This window comes from Vibrio nomapromontoriensis (genome assembly GCF_050337205.1).
Classification (GTDB): domain Bacteria; phylum Pseudomonadota; class Gammaproteobacteria; order Enterobacterales; family Vibrionaceae; genus Vibrio; species Vibrio nomapromontoriensis.
This window is the reverse complement of sequence record NZ_JAKJSS010000023.1, coordinates 1-17,416: the sequence shown is the minus strand read 5'-3', so window position 1 is coordinate 17,416 and position 17,416 is coordinate 1. Positions and strand designations below refer to the sequence as shown.

Annotated in this window: 13 protein-coding genes and 4 tRNA genes; 9 read left to right on the top strand and 8 right to left on the bottom strand. The window is 45.3% G+C overall.

Annotated features, from left to right (window positions below; genetic code table 11):
* Nucleotides 1-88 precede the first annotated feature (88 nt).
* Entirely contained in the window at nucleotides 89-1,480 is a 1,392-nt protein-coding gene (gene hemN / locus L4D05_RS22685; RefSeq protein ID WP_428795357.1) for an oxygen-independent coproporphyrinogen III oxidase, read from the top strand.
* A 52-nt stretch (nucleotides 1,481-1,532) separates the two neighbouring features.
* Here hemN and L4D05_RS22680 read toward each other — a convergent pair whose 3' ends face one another.
* The 5 genes from L4D05_RS22680 to glnA all read right to left on the bottom strand — a co-directional run bounded on the left by L4D05_RS22680 (nucleotide 1,533) and on the right by glnA (nucleotide 8,954).
* Nucleotides 1,533-4,067, bottom strand: a complete 2,535-nt coding sequence (locus tag L4D05_RS22680; protein ID WP_428795356.1) for a bifunctional diguanylate cyclase/phosphodiesterase — start codon at nucleotides 4,065-4,067, stop codon at nucleotides 1,533-1,535.
* A 169-nt stretch (nucleotides 4,068-4,236) separates the two neighbouring features.
* Nucleotides 4,237-5,640, bottom strand: coding sequence for a nitrogen regulation protein NR(I) (glnG, locus tag L4D05_RS22675; RefSeq protein WP_428754818.1), 1,404 nt, complete (start codon nucleotides 5,638-5,640; stop codon nucleotides 4,237-4,239).
* A 35-nt stretch (nucleotides 5,641-5,675) separates the two neighbouring features.
* Entirely contained in the window at nucleotides 5,676-6,725 is a 1,050-nt protein-coding gene (gene glnL, locus L4D05_RS22670; RefSeq protein ID WP_428795355.1) for a nitrogen regulation protein NR(II), read from the bottom strand.
* A 134-nt stretch (nucleotides 6,726-6,859) separates the two neighbouring features.
* Nucleotides 6,860-7,396: a DUF4124 domain-containing protein gene (locus L4D05_RS22665; RefSeq protein ID WP_428754816.1), complete on the bottom strand. Its 537-nt coding sequence runs from the start codon at nucleotides 7,394-7,396 to the stop codon at nucleotides 6,860-6,862.
* A 148-nt stretch (nucleotides 7,397-7,544) separates the two neighbouring features.
* Nucleotides 7,545-8,954, bottom strand: a complete 1,410-nt coding sequence (gene glnA, locus L4D05_RS22660; protein WP_265676983.1) for a glutamate--ammonia ligase — start codon at nucleotides 8,952-8,954, stop codon at nucleotides 7,545-7,547.
* A gap of 496 nt (nucleotides 8,955-9,450) precedes the next feature.
* Between glnA and typA the strand changes: the two genes are divergently transcribed.
* On the top strand, nucleotides 9,451-11,283 hold the full coding sequence (gene typA / locus L4D05_RS22655; protein ID WP_265676984.1) for a translational GTPase TypA: 1,833 nt from the start codon (nucleotides 9,451-9,453) through the stop codon (nucleotides 11,281-11,283).
* 95 nt (nucleotides 11,284-11,378) lie between these two features.
* Here the strand turns inward: typA and pssA are convergent, their stop codons facing one another.
* On the bottom strand, nucleotides 11,379-12,719 hold the full coding sequence (gene pssA / locus L4D05_RS22650) for a CDP-diacylglycerol--serine O-phosphatidyltransferase (protein WP_428795354.1): 1,341 nt from the start codon (nucleotides 12,717-12,719) through the stop codon (nucleotides 11,379-11,381).
* A gap of 91 nt (nucleotides 12,720-12,810) precedes the next feature.
* The gene (locus tag L4D05_RS22645; protein ID WP_428795353.1) at nucleotides 12,811-13,242 is read right to left on the bottom strand and encodes a GNAT family N-acetyltransferase; all 432 of its coding nucleotides are present in this window, start codon (nucleotides 13,240-13,242) and stop codon (nucleotides 12,811-12,813) included.
* 59 nt (nucleotides 13,243-13,301) lie between these two features.
* On the opposite strand from L4D05_RS22645, the gene murB reads away from it, so the two are divergent.
* Both murB and birA read left to right on the top strand, forming a co-directional pair.
* Nucleotides 13,302-14,336 carry a UDP-N-acetylmuramate dehydrogenase gene (gene murB, locus L4D05_RS22640; RefSeq protein ID WP_428795352.1) on the top strand — a complete coding sequence of 345 codons (1,035 nt, stop codon included), beginning with the start codon at nucleotides 13,302-13,304 and terminating at the stop codon, nucleotides 14,334-14,336.
* Nucleotides 14,333-15,292: a bifunctional biotin--[acetyl-CoA-carboxylase] ligase/biotin operon repressor BirA gene (gene birA / locus L4D05_RS22635; RefSeq protein WP_428795351.1), complete on the top strand. Its 960-nt coding sequence runs from the start codon at nucleotides 14,333-14,335 to the stop codon at nucleotides 15,290-15,292. The genes murB and birA overlap by 4 nt, the downstream gene beginning before the upstream one ends.
* A gap of 75 nt (nucleotides 15,293-15,367) precedes the next feature.
* Here birA and coaA read toward each other — a convergent pair whose 3' ends face one another.
* Nucleotides 15,368-16,291 carry a type I pantothenate kinase gene (coaA, locus tag L4D05_RS22630; RefSeq protein ID WP_428795350.1) on the bottom strand — a complete coding sequence of 308 codons (924 nt, stop codon included), beginning with the start codon at nucleotides 16,289-16,291 and terminating at the stop codon, nucleotides 15,368-15,370.
* A gap of 211 nt (nucleotides 16,292-16,502) precedes the next feature.
* Between coaA and L4D05_RS22625 the strand changes: the two genes are divergently transcribed.
* The 5 genes from L4D05_RS22625 to L4D05_RS22605 form a co-directional block, all read left to right on the top strand.
* Nucleotides 16,503-16,578: transfer RNA gene (locus L4D05_RS22625), tRNA-Thr, on the top strand.
* 50 nt (nucleotides 16,579-16,628) lie between these two features.
* Nucleotides 16,629-16,713, top strand: a tRNA-Tyr gene (locus L4D05_RS22620).
* Nucleotides 16,714-16,749: 36 nt separating this feature from the next.
* A tRNA-Gly gene (locus L4D05_RS22615) sits at nucleotides 16,750-16,824 on the top strand.
* An 11-nt stretch (nucleotides 16,825-16,835) separates the two neighbouring features.
* A tRNA-Thr gene (locus L4D05_RS22610) sits at nucleotides 16,836-16,911 on the top strand.
* A 102-nt stretch (nucleotides 16,912-17,013) separates the two neighbouring features.
* On the top strand, nucleotides 17,014-17,416 hold a 403-nt coding region (locus L4D05_RS22605), incomplete at its 3' end, for a GTP-binding protein (RefSeq protein WP_428795349.1).

The window sequence follows — 17,416 nt, the reverse complement described above, 5'->3', positions numbered from 1 at the left end:
TTATCCGTCACAATCCTATGGCAAAATAGCGCTCATCTGACTCCTCAAAGAGGAGCTTAAAGCAACACTGTTTATTGGAAGTATTACCATGTCTCAAAGTCACTCAGAAACGAAGCAGCAGATTGTATGGGATCAAGCGATTCTCGATAAATACAATTATTCTGGGCCACGCTACACCTCATACCCTACAGCGGTAGAGTTTCACGAAGCGTACACTATTTCTGACTACGACATGGCGTGTACCCAGTACCCAGAACGTCCGCTCTCTTTGTATGTGCACATCCCATTTTGCCATAAGCTTTGTTATTACTGTGGCTGTAATAAAGTGATTACTCGACACGCCCATAAAGCGGACGAGTATTTGGATGTCATTGAACATGAAATTCGTCAGCGCGCTACGTTATTACAAGGTCGAAAAGTGACACAATTGCACTTCGGTGGTGGCACTCCAACATTTTTAACGAAAAGCCAGATCAGTCGACTAATGACTATTCTGCGAAGCGAGTTTGTGTTTGAAGACAGCGCGGAAATTAGTATTGAAGTCGACCCACGTGAAATAGAACTGGATATGTTGGATCACCTTCGTCAAGAAGGGTTTAACCGACTCAGTATCGGCGTGCAAGATTTTAATAAAGAAGTACAAGTCTTAGTTAACCGAGAGCAAGACGAGGCGTTTATTTTCGCTATGGTTAAGCGGGCAAAAGAGCTAGGCTTCCGTTCAACCAACCTTGATTTAATTTATGGTTTACCTAAGCAAACAAAGAGTTCTTTTGCTGACACCTTGGAGCAAGTACTGTCACTTCGTCCAGGACGTCTATCGGTCTTTAACTATGCACATATGCCTAATTTATTTGCTGCTCAGCGAAAAATTAAAGATGAAGACTTACCAATAGCCGAAGAGAAAATGGCGATTTTACAAGATACGATTGGTACCTTAACCGATGCCGGTTATCAGTTTATCGGTATGGATCATTTCGCGTTGCCAGAAGATGAACTTGCTGTCGCGCAACGCAATGGAGAATTGCACCGCAACTTCCAAGGCTATACTACGCAAGGTGAATGCGATCTTGTTGGTTTTGGTGTGTCGGCTATTTCAATGATTGGTAACAGCTACGCGCAAAATCAAAAAGAGCTGAAAAAATACTATGCGCAAGTCAATGAACTACGCCATGCACTCTGGAAAGGGGTGGTCTTGGATAATGACGACTTAATTCGCCGTGAAGTCATTAAGCAGCTTATCTGTAACTTTAAGTTGGATGTCACATCGATTGAGCAAGGCTTCGGGGTCAAATTTACCCAGTACTTTGCTGAAGATATGAAATTGCTACAGACGTTTATTGATGATGAGCTGGTTACGGTCGGTGAGTCGTCGATAGAAGTGACGCTGCGAGGCCGTTTGTTGATTCGTAATATTTGTATGTGTTTCGACAAATACCTGCGCCAACGCGCTCGCCAACAACAGTTCTCACGTGTGATTTAAGCCCCCACTTATTCAACGACCTTGTGTGAGAATAAGCACAAGGTCGACCTTTCTATGCGCTGGCTTTTAACTGCGGCCACTCTTCAAGCGGTTTCGGGGCGCTAAACAGATACCCTTGTACATAATGGCAACCTAATCGCTTGACCAAATCAGCCTGGAGCTGAGTCTCTACCCCCTCTGCCACAATACTGAATCCAAAACTTCGCGATAGCTTAGTAATAGCGGAAACCACGCTCTCGTCTGCATTGTCTTTGGTCAGCTGTTCAATAAAGGTTTTGTCTATTTTGAGGCTATCAAATGGTAGTTTATGTAAGTAGGCAAGGGATGAGTATCCCGTGCCAAAATCATCGATCGCAATACTGATACCAAGGGATTTTAAACGTGTCATGTTCTCGATGATAATTGGATCGTTGTCGGCAATTCTCGATTCAGTCAACTCCACAACGATTTGCCTTGCCGGAAGCGCCGTTTTTGTCAGTGCCGTTTGGAGGAAATCAACGTAGTGGTGTGATCGCAGTTCACACACCGAGACATTCAGGTGCAACTGGAAATCAGCCGCGAGCTGATGAGTCCGTATCGCCCGTGAAATCGTTCGCATGCTCTGGGTCACCATTTGTTGGCCTATTGCCTCAATGAGACCTGAAGATTCGGCTAACGGAATGAAGTCTAGTGGTGAAATGGGCTCGCCATGTTCGTCTTTTAATCTCAATAACGCTTCCGCGCCGATGGTTTTTCCAGTTTGTAAGTCGACAATCGGTTGAAAGTAGACGTTAAATCGCTGGTGCTCAACGGCATAATACAACGCCGCTAACAGACGAGCTTTATTTTTAGAGCTTTCGGCCATATCGGGTGTGTAGACGCAGGTTCGGTGGTTATCTTCTTTTGCTTGGCTTAAGGCAATACTTGCATTGCGTAAGTTTAAATCGGCATCACTATTGTGATCCGTGAGTGTTGCGCCTACCGACATATGAAGCGATAGCGACTTCCCGGAAATAATAAAGGGCGCAGCAAATATCTGCCTGATCCTATAAAGGTAATCAAGTAACTCACGCTCATTGAGGTAAGGGAGATAAATGGCAAATTCATCACCAACAGTGCGAGCCAGCACACCATTTTCTACGATAACCCATGCTCTTAGTCTTTCGGCGACGATCGTGAGTAATATATCCGCCTCTTGGTGCCCTAAGCTGTCGTTAATGTCTCTGAACTGGTTAATGTTGATGAGCAGCATGGCGCCTGAGCGTTCATTAAGTTGTTTGTCACACACTTCGATAAACCCAGATCGGCTATACAGCTTAGTTAATGGATCTCGGGTAAGTTGCTCACGCAATGCTCGAAATGAGCCCTCTAAATGCGTGCGCATCGAGGAGAAGTTATTGATGAGTTGGTCGACCTCTCGGATTCGTGTGGACTTAGGGAGCGGATAGTCCCAGCGACCATTTGCAATCTGTTGAGAAGCCCGTGCGGTTTCGGTAATCGGTATCGTGAGCTGGTTTAGCGTAAAGACACCAATAACGAGACCAAAAGTGCCGAGTAACAGACCAACCGCTAAGGTTTTCTGGCTCAATAGCGGAATATCACCCATTAAATCGGATGCTGAGATTGCCACTACGACATACCAACTTAGGTTAGTCTCGGTTTGATAATGGCTGACCATAACAAATTGGGTACTATTATTGTGCTCAAAAGAAAGCAGTTTCGGCGTGGCAAGGTCAGTATTAAGTGTGGTACTACTCAGGAATTGCAAAGTAGGGTGAAGGCTGTTGTTTGCGGAGACACGATGGCCTTGACTGTTTAAAATGGTTTGATTTTTCGAGTGGGCAATGAGGTCTCGGTTGGCATCAATGACAAAGACGTTGGCTTTATGTGTACGCCTAATACTTTCTAAAAAGTGATTAAAGGTGCTGATTTGGATATCAACGGCGGCAACTCCAACAAACTCACGCTGGTTTTCATAGGCGTAGTAGACGGGAGATAAAGCGGAGATAGTGATTTCCTTTTGCTCATCAGCATTAGTATAAACTTGAGACCATTCAGGAGTGCGACGGTTTTTCATTGGCATGTACCAAGGACGCGTTCTTGGGTCATAAGGCTCGATGCTGTCTTGGATAGTATGCTGGCGCGAAGATCCTGAATAAATATTCAGTTTGTTTTCCGTAACGGCATCCTTGGCCATGAGGGTAAAGTGCTCACCCTCATGGTGTTGTTGAGAGGCTCTAATGCCAACAAATTCACCCTGTTCACCTCCAAAGCCGATCAGGTCAACCTGAGGGACATCCTGATATAACAATTGGAAGGTTGATAATAGATAGTCTTCCATTGCCGTTGTATCGTTAGGGTTATATAAATCATGATATTCAATGGCGTGAGCGATAGCGCTAACCGCGTCCATTGGACGGTCTAAATAGATATCTAAGCTACTGACGACATTGTTGGTTAAACTGGACAGTTGTTTACGACTGACTTCATTCGCAATGTCGTTATAACGCTCACTCTGTAGCCACAGTATTGCGCTAATCGATCCTAAAAAAACCACAATAAAGGGCAATATTAAGGCTTGTTTTAGAGACATGTTAGCAAAAGTCATAAACGGTGCATCATTCTATATGGTCATAAGATCGCCCGATTAAAGCGTTTAACTGGGGCTTTTATTGAGAAGGTTATTATTAATGTATCGGCATATCGCAGCGGATATTTAGGTAACTTTGTCACAAATTACCTAAATATCGTACCGAGTGTGTTTGAGTATAGGCAGGTTAGTAGAGCTCTTTGAGTTTTCGTGTCAGTGTGTTCCTACCCCAGCCGAGTACCTTGGCGGCATCTTGCTTATGGCCATTGGTATGATTAAGCGCTGCTTCAAGTAAGATTCGTTCAAACTGCGGCAGTGACTTATTGAGAATTTCAGATTCACCAGACTCTAAAGCCCCTTTCGCCCAATGCGAAAGCAGTTGTTGCCAGTCACCACCTTCGGTAGAGGTAAACTTTCTTGGTTCATCAAGTAACTCGGGGGGGAGATCACTTGGCAAGATTTCACTGCCACTTGCCATCACCGTTAGCCAGCGGCAAGTATTCTCAAGCTGCCTGACATTACCCGGCCATTCGAGTTTATTGAGAATATCGACCGTGTCGGTACTTAATGATTTGCACTCTACTGCCAGTTCTTCCGCGGCGAGTGATAAAAAGTGGTAAGTGAGTTTTTCTATGTCTTGCTTGCGCTCACGCAGTGCGGGAATGTGTATTCGTATGACGTTAAGGCGATGGTATAAGTCTTCACGAAATTCGCCGTTAGTGACAAGCTTTTCAAGATGCTGGTGGGTGGCGGCGACAATACGGACATCAACTTTAACCGCTGAGTGACCACCCACTCGATAGAACTGCCCATCGGCGAGAACTCGTAGTAAGCGAGTTTGAATATCAAGCGGCATATCACCGATCTCATCTAAAAAGAGGGTGCCACCATTCGCTTGCTCAAAACGCCCTTGGCGTACGCTGTTTGCGCCAGTAAACGCCCCTTTCTCATGGCCAAATAATTCGGACTCAATGAGATCTTTAGGTATCGCTGCCATGTTGAGGGCGATGAAAGGCTTGCTTGCGCGTGGACTATGACGATGTAGGGCGTGAGCGACCAATTCTTTACCCGTGCCTGATTCACCATTAATAAGCACAGAGATGGAGGAGCGCGATAGTCGACCAATAGCGCGAAACACTTCTTGCATTGCCGGTGCTTCACCGATGATCTCAGGGGCTTCTGTTGCCACGATCTCGTCAGCGCTAAGCGAGCTTTTTTGTTCCTGACTGTGGGCGATTGCTCGCTCGACAAGCGTCAGTGTTTCGTCAATATCAAATGGCTTTGGTAAATACTCGAATGCGCCTTTTTGGTAAGCATTAACGGCGGCGTCTAAGTCAGAGTGTGCGGTCATGATAATGACGGGTAGATCAGGCGCTCTTTTTTGTACCTGATTTAACAGTTCGATGCCATCCATCCCTGGCATGCGAATGTCAGACACCAAAACGTCGGGTACTTCTCTTTCCAGCGCCATCAGCACACTTTCTGCGTCTGCGAAGGTTTCGCATTTTATATTTGCTGACGATAGGGTTTTGTCGATCACCCATCGTATTGAGCTGTCGTCATCGACGACCCATACATATCCTTTACTCATAGCCAAACGTCCTTACAGCAAGCCTAATCATCATGCTAGATAGGCAAATAAATAGTAAAAATGGTACGACCGGGCCAACTTTCTACGTCTATTTTTCCATTGTGTTGGTCGATCAAGTTTTGTGAAATTGAGAGCCCGAGTCCGGTACCGCCTTCGCGTCCGCTGACCATGGGATAAAATAAGGTATCTTGTAAATCGGCAGGAATACCGGGTCCGTTATCGATGATTTCAATACGGGCTGCCAGCTTGTGTCTTTGGCCGTGGATATTGGCCTGATGAACCGTGCGGGTGCGTAATGTGATTTTTGCATTGTCTTGTTGCGCGAGGATCTGTGCGGCATTACTGATAATGTTTAATAGTGCCTGTTCAATTTGATCAGTATCCATGAGAATCGTTGGCAGGCTTGGGTCATAATCCCGTTCAATGCAGAGCTGAGATCCGGCTTCTAATTCGACCAGTTGGCGCACTTTCTCTAAAATCAGGTGTAAGTTTTCTTCTTTTTTTGTTCCAGGCTTTTGTGGTCCTAGCAGGCGATCCACTAAGGCTCTGAGTCTATCGGCTTGCTCAATAATAATGCTGGTGTATTCATTGAGGTTCGGGTCAGGCAACATTTTAGATAAAAGTTGCGCGGCTCCGCGTAACCCACCGAGAGGGTTTTTTATCTCATGCGCCAAACCTCGCACCAATAATTTGGCGGCTTGTTGCTGAGCGTGCTGATTGAGCTCTTGAGTGAGACGCTTTTGTTGACCAATCTTGCGCATTTCAATCAATAGCATTAGCTCTTTATTCCAAGACATTGGACTCACGGTCACTTCCAGAAGCAAAGGTTTCCCATCGACCACAAAGGTGACATCACTGTCGGTAATACTTTGCCCGCTTTGTAGCGGCTGGGTGAGAAGAGCTAAATCTAGAGAAGCGTGTTGAATAAACTGCGACAGGTGTGAATCCACCAAGCGTTTAGAGCTTTGAGCAAAAAGTTGCTCCGCGGCGGGATTAGCGTAGCGAACCGTTAGGGACTCATCCAACATGAGTGTCGCCGTTACGACATTATTTAATATGGCATTAGTCAGTTCGTTATTTGGCACTCGCTTCCCTTACTCTGCTCGTTATTTGTGCATTGCACATGTTTGAATTCTACTAAGCACCAAAATGGTGCAATCGTTCATTCAAGTATGGCGCAATTTGTCAGCGAGTAAAAGCGAGAACGCCGTCGGTATTGCTATTGCACCGTCGTGCGATGTAAATGCACAGTGATAGTATCTGATGATGCAATAACCTTGCCGCTTTGTTGGACCTGAATCATTAGCGTATGTGTGCCGCGGTCGACATATTTTAATGACCAGTAAGGGTTGGTTTTTGGCGCGCCGTAAGGCTTGCCGTCGAGCAATAGTTGCAGTTTATCGCCGATAGCCAGTGAGCGGCTAATATCACCGGTGACTTCAATAAAGCCCGGATTGCTGCGAATGGTTGAGTCATGTGCAGGAGAAGTGATACGGACACTGAGAGGCTGAGGTTTAGCGTTTTTATTACTGTCTCCAGCAATAGGGCGGTATTCTCGGTCTTTTACGCCCTCGACGTGAGTGACTTCAGGAGGCGGTGGCGTCATATCGGGCATGTTGACCCGTTGGGCATTTGGGTGATCAGCGGTATCGCTAAAGTGCAGGACGCCTTGTTTATCTGTCCAGACAAACACATCAATACTGCTGCTCGCGTGGGAGAAAAAGCTGATCAGTAATACGACCCAAAGGCTCTTCATATGATGATTTCCTACATGGTTTGCGGGGATAGTGGGATTCACTTCATAGGGTAGCGTTACTTAGTCGTTGGCTGGATAAAAAAAAGCTCGCCTGCGAGGCGAGCTTTATTATTGATTGCAAGACTGCAACGTACAGTCTGAATTCGAATTATACAGAGTAGTAAAGTTCGAACTCTAATGGGTGCGTTGTCATGTTGATTAGCTCAACATCTTTTGATTTCAGGTCGATGTAAGAATCGATGAAGTCATCAGAGAACACGCCGCCAGCTGTCAAGAATTCACGGTCTGCATCTAGTGCTTTAAGCGCCACTTCTAGAGATTCAGCAACCGTTGGGATTTCTGCTGCTTCTTCTGCTGGTAGGTCGTATAGATCTTTATCCATCGCTTCGCCTGGGTGGATCTTGTTCTTGATACCGTCAAGGCCAGCCATCAGCATTGCTGAGTAGCATAGGTATGGGTTCGCTGCTGGGTCACCAAAGCGAAGCTCGATACGACGTGCTTTCGGGCTTGGTACCACAGGGATACGGATAGAAGCAGAACGGTTACGTGCAGAGTAAGCAAGCATAACAGGTGCTTCGAAGCCTGGTACAAGACGCTTGTACGAGTTCGTTGATGGGTTAGCAAATGCGTTGATAGCACGAGCGTGCTTGATGATGCCGCCGATGTAGTAGATAGCCATCTCAGATAGGCCGCCGTACTTGTCACCAGCAAATAAGTTAACACCGTCTTTAGCAAGAGATTGGTGAACGTGCATACCAGAGCCGTTATCACCAACAAGTGGTTTAGGCATGAAGGTTGCTGTTTTACCAAATGCATGAGCAACGTTATGAACAACGTACTTATAGATTTGAGTTTCATCTGCTTTAGCTGTTAGCGTGTTGAAACGCGTTGCGATTTCGTTTTGACCCGCAGTTGCTACTTCATGGTGGTGAGCTTCAACAACAAGCCCCATCTCTTCCATGACTAGACACATTGCTGAACGGATATCTTGAGACGAATCAACAGGAGCAACTGGGAAGTAACCACCTTTCACGCCTGGACGGTGACCTTTGTTACCACCTTCGAAATCAGAACCTGTGTTCCAAGCTGCTTCGATGTCATCAATCTTGAAGAAAGAACCTGACATGTCAGTGTTGAATTTCACGTCATCGAAAAGGAAGAATTCTGGCTCAGGACCAACAAGAACAGTATCTGCAATACCCGTTGCGCGTAGGTATTCTTCAGAACGTTTTGCGATAGAGCGTGGGTCACGGTCGTAGCCTTGCATGGTTGCAGGCTCAAGGATGTCACAACGGATGTTCAACGTTGAATCTTCTGTGAATGGGTCAAGAACTGCGCTTGCTGCGTCAGGCATCATGACCATGTCTGATTCGTTGATACCCTTCCAACCAGCAACAGATGAACCATCGAACATTTTGCCTTCTTCAAAGAAGTCAGCGTCGATTTGGTGTGCAGGAATAGAGATGTGTTGCTCTTTACCTTTAGTATCAGTAAAGCGTAGGTCAACGAATTTCACTTCGTTTTCTTGGATCAGCGATAGAACATTTTCTACGGACATCTTGGATAACCTCCAGTGTTATTAATACGGTTTAATAGCTTCGATTTGGGTAATCGGCATTGATTAACGTCTGCTTAATGAAGTGCGTTAATCGATGCTGATTTCTATAAAGCTAAAACCGTGCCAAAAAATAAATCCTTTATTTTTCATTGGTTTGATTCTTTTGTGTGCCAGTTTGGCCTTCTCTGTGCACCAAAATGATCATTGTACGCACTATATTGGTGCAAATTTATTTTCTTGCACCAAGTTGAATCAATCGCCCATACATTCAGCATGGCTTTTGAATCGATGTCAACCCTAATCAAGCGCTTAGCGCTGACGATGCTGAGGAAGTGGGGCACAATTTCGCCAAGAAAAATGCTGAATTAGAAAAATTTCAACGAAGTTGATCACATATTTTTTGGGTCTAGCCTATTATCTGGTATATTATTGAGCGTTTTTGAAATCCAGCTAGCAGCAATCAAGCGGCAGCCTCTAATGAGTGAAAGAAAAACCCATGTCTACTCCACAGATTGATAAGTTAAGAAACATCGCGATCATCGCGCACGTTGACCACGGTAAAACTACCCTAGTTGATAAATTGCTACAGCAATCCGGTACTCTGGAATCTCGTGGTGAAGCAGAAGAACGCGTGATGGATTCGAACGATATCGAAAAAGAACGTGGTATTACCATTCTTGCTAAAAATACAGCGATCAACTGGAACGATTACCGTATTAATATCGTTGATACTCCTGGACACGCGGACTTCGGTGGTGAAGTTGAGCGTATTATGTCTATGGTTGACTCTGTATTGTTGATCGTTGACGCTGTTGACGGCCCAATGCCTCAAACACGTTTCGTGACGCAAAAAGCTTTCGCTCACGGCCTTAAGCCAATTGTTGTTATCAACAAAATTGACCGCCCTGGCGCACGCCCTGATTGGGTTATGGACCAAATCTTTGATTTGTTCGACAACCTAGGCGCGACAGATGAGCAACTAGACTTCACTACAGTATACGCATCAGCACTTAATGGCTGGGCGACGATGGAAGAAGGCGTAACTGGCGAAAACATGGAACCATTGTTCCAAGCGGTTGTTGACACAGTAGATGCCCCAGCTGTTGACCTAGATGGCCCACTTCAAATGCAAGTGTCTCAACTAGACTACAGCTCATATGTTGGTGTTATCGGCGTATGTCGTGTAACTCGTGGTAGCGTTAAGCCAAACCAACAAGTGTCTATCATCAATGCTGAAGGCAAGAAACGTAACGGTAAAGTCGGTACAGTTCTTGGTTACCTAGGTCTTGACCGCCATGAAGTTGATCAAGCAAATGCGGGTGATATTATTGCTATCACAGGTCTAGGCGAGCTAAAAATCTCAGACACTATCTGTGATGTGAACAATGTTGAAGCAATGACGCCACTGTCTGTTGATGAACCAACAGTAACAATGACATTCCAAGTAAACACTTCTCCGTTCGCGGGTAAAGAAGGTAAGTTCGTAACGTCACGTAACATTCTTGAGCGTCTAGAGAAAGAATTGGTACACAACGTTGCACTACGCGTTGAAGAAACAGATAACCCAGATCGTTTCCGTGTTTCAGGTCGTGGTGAGCTTCACCTTTCTATCCTGATCGAAAACATGCGTCGTGAAGGCTTCGAGCTAGCAGTATCTCGTCCAGAAGTAATCATCAAGAAAGATGAAGACGGCAACCTAACAGAACCATTTGAAACGGTAACGATTGATGTTCTAGAAGAGCACCAAGGCGGTATCATGGAAAATATCGGTCTACGTAAAGGTGAGCTGACAGATATGGCTCCAGATGGTAAAGGCCGTGTACGTATGGACTTTATGATGCCTTCTCGTGGTCTTATCGGTTTCCAAACTGAATTCCTAACACTGACATCAGGTTCAGGTCTTCTTTATCACTCATTTGATCACTACGGTCCACACAAAGGTGGCGTAATCGGTCAACGTAACAACGGCGTACTTATCTCTAACGCAACAGGTAAAGCATTGACTTATGCATTGTTTAACCTACAAGAGCGTGGCCGTCTGTTTGCTGAGCACGCAGATGAAGTATACGAAGGTCAGATCATCGGTATTCACAACCGTTCAAACGACCTAACAGTAAACTGTCTGAAAGGTAAGCAACTAACTAACGTTCGTGCTTCTGGTACGGATGAAGCACAGGTTCTTTCGCCACCGATCAAGCACACACTAGAGCAAGCTCTAGAGTTTATCGATGAAGATGAACTAGTAGAAGTAACGCCAGTTAGCATTCGTATTCGTAAGAAGCTTCTTACTGAAAACGAACGTAAACGTGCGGCTCGTCCAGCTAAGTAATTAGCCTCGATACCGCGATAAAAAAAGCCCTGCTAATGCAGGGCTTTTTAATGTCTGGTCATAATAGAGTTGGCGACATTGCTGTCACCCAGCTCTTATAGTATTTGTTTCAATACCTTATCTGCGCTGACACGAGTAATTTTCTTAATCAGCTTTTGCACTGGCTCTGGATAATTTTCAATTTTTTCCAGTTGCTTGTAGGTACAAATCAGCTGAGTATGTTGAAGAATATTCGCGACTTCTTTGTCGAACTTCTCCGTTAAGTGGGAATAATGGTCTTGTATTAAGATAGCGTTCTCAAGATCCAACTTCCAAGCGCGAGGGTTAAGGTTATTCCCTGTAATGAGCATATAGCGCTTGTCTACCCATAGGCCTTTAAGGTGGAAACTGTTGTCATCGTGTTTCCATAAGTTAATGCTTAGATTACGACTGGCGATGTGCGCTTCATTCGCCTTGGCAAAACGGCGCAGGTTCATTTCATACAGGTAAGGCAGTCCGCCGATGGTTTTAAAGTCTTCTTCTGGTGAGATATAAAAATCATTTGCTGTCTTATCACCCACGACAATGGTCACTTTCACACCGCGCTTAAGCGCTCTCTTAATCTCTTTCGCGACGGGTTTTGGAAAATTAAAGTAAGGTGTACAAATGAAAATTTCATCTTTCGCCAACGCGAGTAACTGCGTGATTCGATGATTTAGCTTATTACGTCGCTTACCAATGCCCACAAGTGGTGTCACAGATACTTGATGCTCATCAGCCGTTTCATTATCGAAGTGGTATTGCGCCTGTGATAGTGACGCTCGTAACTGGCGGATCTCAGCTTTAATGTCTTTTACGGTGGGCTTTGCTGATAAAGAAAGGTCATTAACCGCCGGGTTATTGATCATTTCATTTTGCACAAACGCAACCATAGCGTTAGCAAGTTTAGCATTACCTAAAACATGGTAACGGTCAAAACGATAGCGATCTTGGTAATTTAGATAGATATTATTGAGGCTAGCACCGCTATAAAGGACCTTATCATCAATAATAAAGCCTTTAAGGTGTAGCACACCAAAGACCTCACGGCCGCGAACTGGGATGCCGTAAATAGGAATGCCATGCGTGTTCTTTTGACGAAACTCGCGATACATAGTGGCATTACCATCCGATTGAGCCGCGCCAATGAGTCCACGTTGCGCTCGATGCCAGTCAACACAGACCGCAATATCCAATTCAGGATTGTTCTGCTTTGCTTGATACAGCTCGGACATTATTTCGCGTCCAGCATCATCATCTTCAAGATAAAGTGCGACTAGGTAGATTCTTGATTGTGCCTCACGTATCGCTTGAATAAGATATTCACGATAGTCATTGGCTGAATACAAGACATCAAATTGGTTTGGATCTTGAGCCAAAGAGGGAAGCTGTTCAAACGAGTTCCTAAGAGCCATCATGTGGGAGACTTTACCTTTCTTAAATGCAAAATTGCTAACCTAGAATTTTACCAAATTCTTATAGCGAATGGATAGTAAAGCGTTGATAAGTTTAATTCGGATCAACGTATTGCATGGCAACCAGTGACTTTCCGCCTTGAATATAGCGTAAAAATAGCTGTTTTAGTGCGTTAGGGAGCGCATCTTTATCAATTGTCTGAAATCCGTGCTGGCAATAAAACGTTTCAAGATGTTCCAACGCAAAGCAAAAGTCTTGTTCCGAGAGCTCCTGTTGCACCAGATGCTGCATTAATTTATGCCCCACACCTCGCTGACGGTAGTCTGGTATGACTAACATTCCCGTCATTAAACGACAGTTCTCAATGCGACGAAATCGCACAAGTGCGCACAACTGACTGCCGGCTTGAGCAGTGATAATACGCTCATCGGATTTAGGTTTCGCTGCTGGGTAGTGCGACTTATAGATTTTCTTTGCCAGCGGTAGCTTTATGGGGGCCAAAAGACCAAAATTTAACGTATCCATAGCCAATGCTTGCTCTGAAGGGATAGAATAGAGGAAGTGTAATCCATCAATGAATGCCCATGCAAACAGAACATAACGCTCAGTTAAGCCCGTTTCACACCTTTGCTATTTCGCAGACTTGTCAGCAATTGGTCACCGTGACCTCTGTCGACGATTTAGTGCAAGCCTATCAAGCACCCGCATGGGCACACCTTCCTAAACTCATGTTGGGCAAAGGGAGTAATGTCCTATTTACCGAGCATTTTGATGGGGTGGTATTGGTTAATCAGCTCATGGGTATTAGCCACTCCAGTAGCGAGCACCATCATCGCTTGCATATCGCCGGTGGTGAAGATTGGCCAAAGCTGGTGGCTTGGTGTGTGGAGCAAGATTATGCCGGATTAGAGAACTTAGCGTTAATTCCTGGATGTGCAGGCAGTGCGCCAATCCAAAACATTGGTGCTTATGGACTTGAATTTAAAGATGTTTGTGAGTATGTCGATTATCTTTGCTTAGACAGTTTTAAAGTGAAGCGTTTACAGCAAAGTGACTGTGAATTTGGTTACCGAGATTCCATTTTTAAAAAGGCGTTGCACAATAAAGCGATCGTTGTGGCGGTTGGTCTAAAGTTGGAAAAGCGTTGGCAACCAAACTTGTCATATGGGCCGTTGCAGCGCCTTGACCCTAAGACCTGCACCCCGCGTGAGGTGTTTGATATTGTGGTGCAAGTTCGCCAAGACAAATTACCGGATCCATCAAAAGTCGGCAACGCGGGTAGCTTCTTCAAAAACCCTGTTGTTTGCGTTGAAAAGTATCAACATATTAAACAGCAGCACCCAGATCTTGTGGCTTATCCTTTTGAGGGGCAGATGAAGTTGGCAGCAGGGTGGTTAATTGATCAATGCGGCTTAAAAGGTGCGACAGTGGGTGGGGCAATGGTTCATCCTAACCAAGCGCTTGTGTTGGTTAATGCCAAAAAAGCAACCGCACAGGATGTCACCGCGCTAGCCGCGATGGTTCGACAGCGCGTACTCGACAAATTCTCGGTTGAATTGGAACATGAAGTTCGCTTTATGGGACGAAGCCATGAAGTTTATCTAAAGGACTTACTATGAAAGAGCATCAGGTAAAACTCGCGATTCTTCAACAACTGTCAGAAGGCGGGTTCCATTCGGGTGAAACCCTGGGTGAGTCACTTGGTGTATCTCGAGCGGCAATTAGTAAGCATATTCAGGGGATTCAGCAGTGGGGCGTGGATATCTTTCGCGTACAAGGCAAGGGCTATCAACTTGCTCAACCGATGGAGTTGTTGTGCGAAGAACGCTTGCAGCAAGGTTTACATACCCCCTTTGAACTTATCCCAATTATTGATTCAACCAACCAGTATTTGCTTGATAAACAACAACAGCTGGCGTCAGGGCATGTTTGTATCTCAGAGTATCAAGCGAAAGGGCGCGGGCGGCGGGGACGAGAGTGGGTCTCGCCTTTTGGCTCTAACCTTTATTTGTCGATGTATTGGCGGTTAGAGTCTGGTATAGCCGCCGCAATGGGCTTAAGTCTTGTGGTTGGTGTGGCGATTGTTGAGGCACTAGAAAGCCTTGGTATAGAAGGTGTTAAGTTAAAATGGCCTAATGATCTGTACTACGATGATCGCAAGCTTGCGGGCATTTTGGTCGAAATGTCAGGGCAGGCGGGTGGGGCGGCCAATCTTGTCATTGGTATGGGGATGAATTTAAGAATGAATCATCAAACGGAAGGTATTGGTCAACCTTGGACGTCTCTCAGTGATGTCATCTCAACCCCGTTTAGTCGCAACGACCTCGTGGTCGCATTTGTGAAAGCGTGGCAGCAAGCGTTAGAAGACTATGAAATGAAGGGAATGCAAGGCTTTGTCGAGCGCTGGAATCGGCATGACAACTTCATGGGCAGAGAGGTTAAGCTCATCATGGGGAGCAGAGAAATTAAAGGTAAGGTACGAGGGATCGACCCTACTGGTGCGGTATTATTGGAAACCGCGAATGGTATCGAACCTTTCATTGGTGGTGAAATTTCATTAAGGCAAGTAGAGTAAGTTTCTTTGTGGTTTGTTTGTCGAGCAGGGCTTGACGCTGATTCAGCCCTGCCAATAATGCTAGAACCACAGAACCTATTTTCTCAAATACACCTTTTCCACACAGTGATTGGCGCCTTTTTCCAGAATCAGCTGTGCTCTTTCCCGTGTCGGCAGAATATTTTGAACCAAATTCTTACCATTGATTGAGCGCCAAATGTTACTGGCCTTTTGCGCAGCTTCCGCCTCAGATAACTGGGTGTAGTGACTGAAGTAAGACCCAGGTCGAGTGAAGGCCCCGTGGCGGAACTTCATAAAACGCTGTACGTACCAATGTTCAATTAATTCACTGTCGGCATCGACGTAAAGCGAAAAGTCTAAAAAGTCAGATAAAAAGACCCTATGTGGGTCATGTGGGTAGTCCATGCCGCTTTGTAGAACATTCAGCCCTTCGATAATGAGGACGTCAGGCAAGTCTACGACCTTTTCTACGTCCGTGATGTCATAAGTAAGGTGAGAATATACCGGTGCGACAACATCGCGTTTGCACGCTTTAACGTCGGAAACAAACTGAACCAATCGGCGCATATCGTAGGATTCAGGAAAGCCCTTTTTGGCCATTAGCCCTTTTTCCAGCAACACTTTATTGGGATATAAAAAGCCATCCGTTGTAATCAGTTCCACCTTTGGATGATTTTCCCAACGGCTTAATAGCGCCTTAAGTAAACGTGCCGTGGTACTTTTCCCTACTGCGACACTACCGGCAATGCCGATAATAAACGGCGGCATGTGTTCATTTTGTCCGAGAAACTCTTGTAACACTGAGTTACGTCGTTGTCGCGCGGCGACATAGAGGTTAAGCAGACGCGAAAGTGGTAAATACACGTCAGTGGCTTCGCGCATGGTGAGGTCTTCATTGATACCTTGAAGTTCTTTCAAATCATCTTCTGTCAGTGTCATAGGTACAGCGTTTCTGCGTGCTGACCATTGCTCACGACTAAAGGACATAAAAGGGCTCATAACTCACCAAACTTCGAGGTTTCCATACAAAGAGTGCTGAACATACCTCAAGCGACGAATAAATCAAATAAATCATGCAACAGAACACGCGGAATTGATGAAAATTCACGCAAAAATGAGGTGAAAGAAAAGAATGTATAGGAAAAGCAATTTTTTTTTAAATTAACGGTTGCATCCACAGACTTCATTCAATAAAATGCGCTCCACTTATGCCGACTTAGCTCAGTAGGTAGAGCAACTGACTTGTAATCAGTAGGTCACCAGTTCGATTCCGGTAGTCGGCACCATTTTCTCCTTACCTAAGACGTAAGCAGATATTGAAAATGGATATAAGTATGGAGGGGTTCCCGAGTGGCCAAAGGGATCAGACTGTAAATCTGACGGCTCTGCCTTCGATGGTTCGAATCCATCTCCCTCCACCATATTCCTAAGGAAATAGCTCTTAGAGTTAACCTGTTGCGTGCATCGTATAATGGCTATTACCTCAGCCTTCCAAGCTGATGATGCGGGTTCGATTCCCGCTGCACGCTCCAACATTTCGAGCGCTGATATAGCTCAGTCGGTAGAGCGCACCCTTGGTAAGGGTGAGGTCCCCAGTTCAAATCTGGGTATCAGCACCAGCTCTCAAAGCAATTATTTCTTTTTGATATATACTTACTGCCAAACTATTTTGGTTGCGTGGTCATTTAAGCCACTTTAATCCGTACCTAGAGGGACAACTCATGTCTAAAGAAAAATTTGAACGTACGAAACCGCACGTAAACGTTGGTACTATCGGCCACGTTGACCACGGTAAAACAACTCTAACAGCTGCTATCTGTACTACACTTGCAAAAGTGTACGGCGGTGTTGCTAAAGACTTCGCATCTATCGATAACGCTCCAGAAGAGCGCGAGCGTGGTATCACAATCGCTACTTCTCACGTTGAGTACGATACTCCAGCGCGTCACTACGCACACGTTGACTGTCCAGGACACGCGGATTATGTTAAAAACATGATCACTGGTGCTGCACAAATGGATGGTGGTATCCTTGTTGTTGCTGCAACAGATGGCCCTATGCCTCAAACTCGTGAGCACATCCTACTAGGCCGTCAGGTTGGTATCCCTTACATCATCGTATCGT

What these genes read in the sequence shown, in the direction of transcription:
- typA (WP_265676984.1), top strand. Translation starts at nt 9,451, where the DNA reads ATGTCTACTCCACAGATTGATAAGTTAAGAAACATCGCGATCATCGCG.
- glnG (WP_428754818.1), bottom strand. Translation starts at nt 5,640, where the DNA reads ATGAGTAAAGGATATGTATGGGTCGTCGATGACGACAGCTCAATACGA.
- coaA (WP_428795350.1), bottom strand. Translation starts at nt 16,291, where the DNA reads ATGAGCCCTTTTATGTCCTTTAGTCGTGAGCAATGGTCAGCACGCAGA.
- birA (WP_428795351.1), top strand. Translation starts at nt 14,333, where the DNA reads ATGAAAGAGCATCAGGTAAAACTCGCGATTCTTCAACAACTGTCAGAA.
- L4D05_RS22645 (WP_428795353.1), bottom strand. Translation starts at nt 13,242, where the DNA reads ATGGATACGTTAAATTTTGGTCTTTTGGCCCCCATAAAGCTACCGCTG.
- L4D05_RS22665 (WP_428754816.1), bottom strand. Translation starts at nt 7,396, where the DNA reads ATGAAGAGCCTTTGGGTCGTATTACTGATCAGCTTTTTCTCCCACGCG.
- L4D05_RS22680 (WP_428795356.1), bottom strand. Translation starts at nt 4,067, where the DNA reads ATGACTTTTGCTAACATGTCTCTAAAACAAGCCTTAATATTGCCCTTT.
- hemN (WP_428795357.1), top strand. Translation starts at nt 89, where the DNA reads ATGTCTCAAAGTCACTCAGAAACGAAGCAGCAGATTGTATGGGATCAA.
- glnA (WP_265676983.1), bottom strand. Translation starts at nt 8,954, where the DNA reads ATGTCCGTAGAAAATGTTCTATCGCTGATCCAAGAAAACGAAGTGAAA.
- murB (WP_428795352.1), top strand. Translation starts at nt 13,302, where the DNA reads ATGCAAACAGAACATAACGCTCAGTTAAGCCCGTTTCACACCTTTGCT.
- pssA (WP_428795354.1), bottom strand. Translation starts at nt 12,719, where the DNA reads ATGATGGCTCTTAGGAACTCGTTTGAACAGCTTCCCTCTTTGGCTCAA.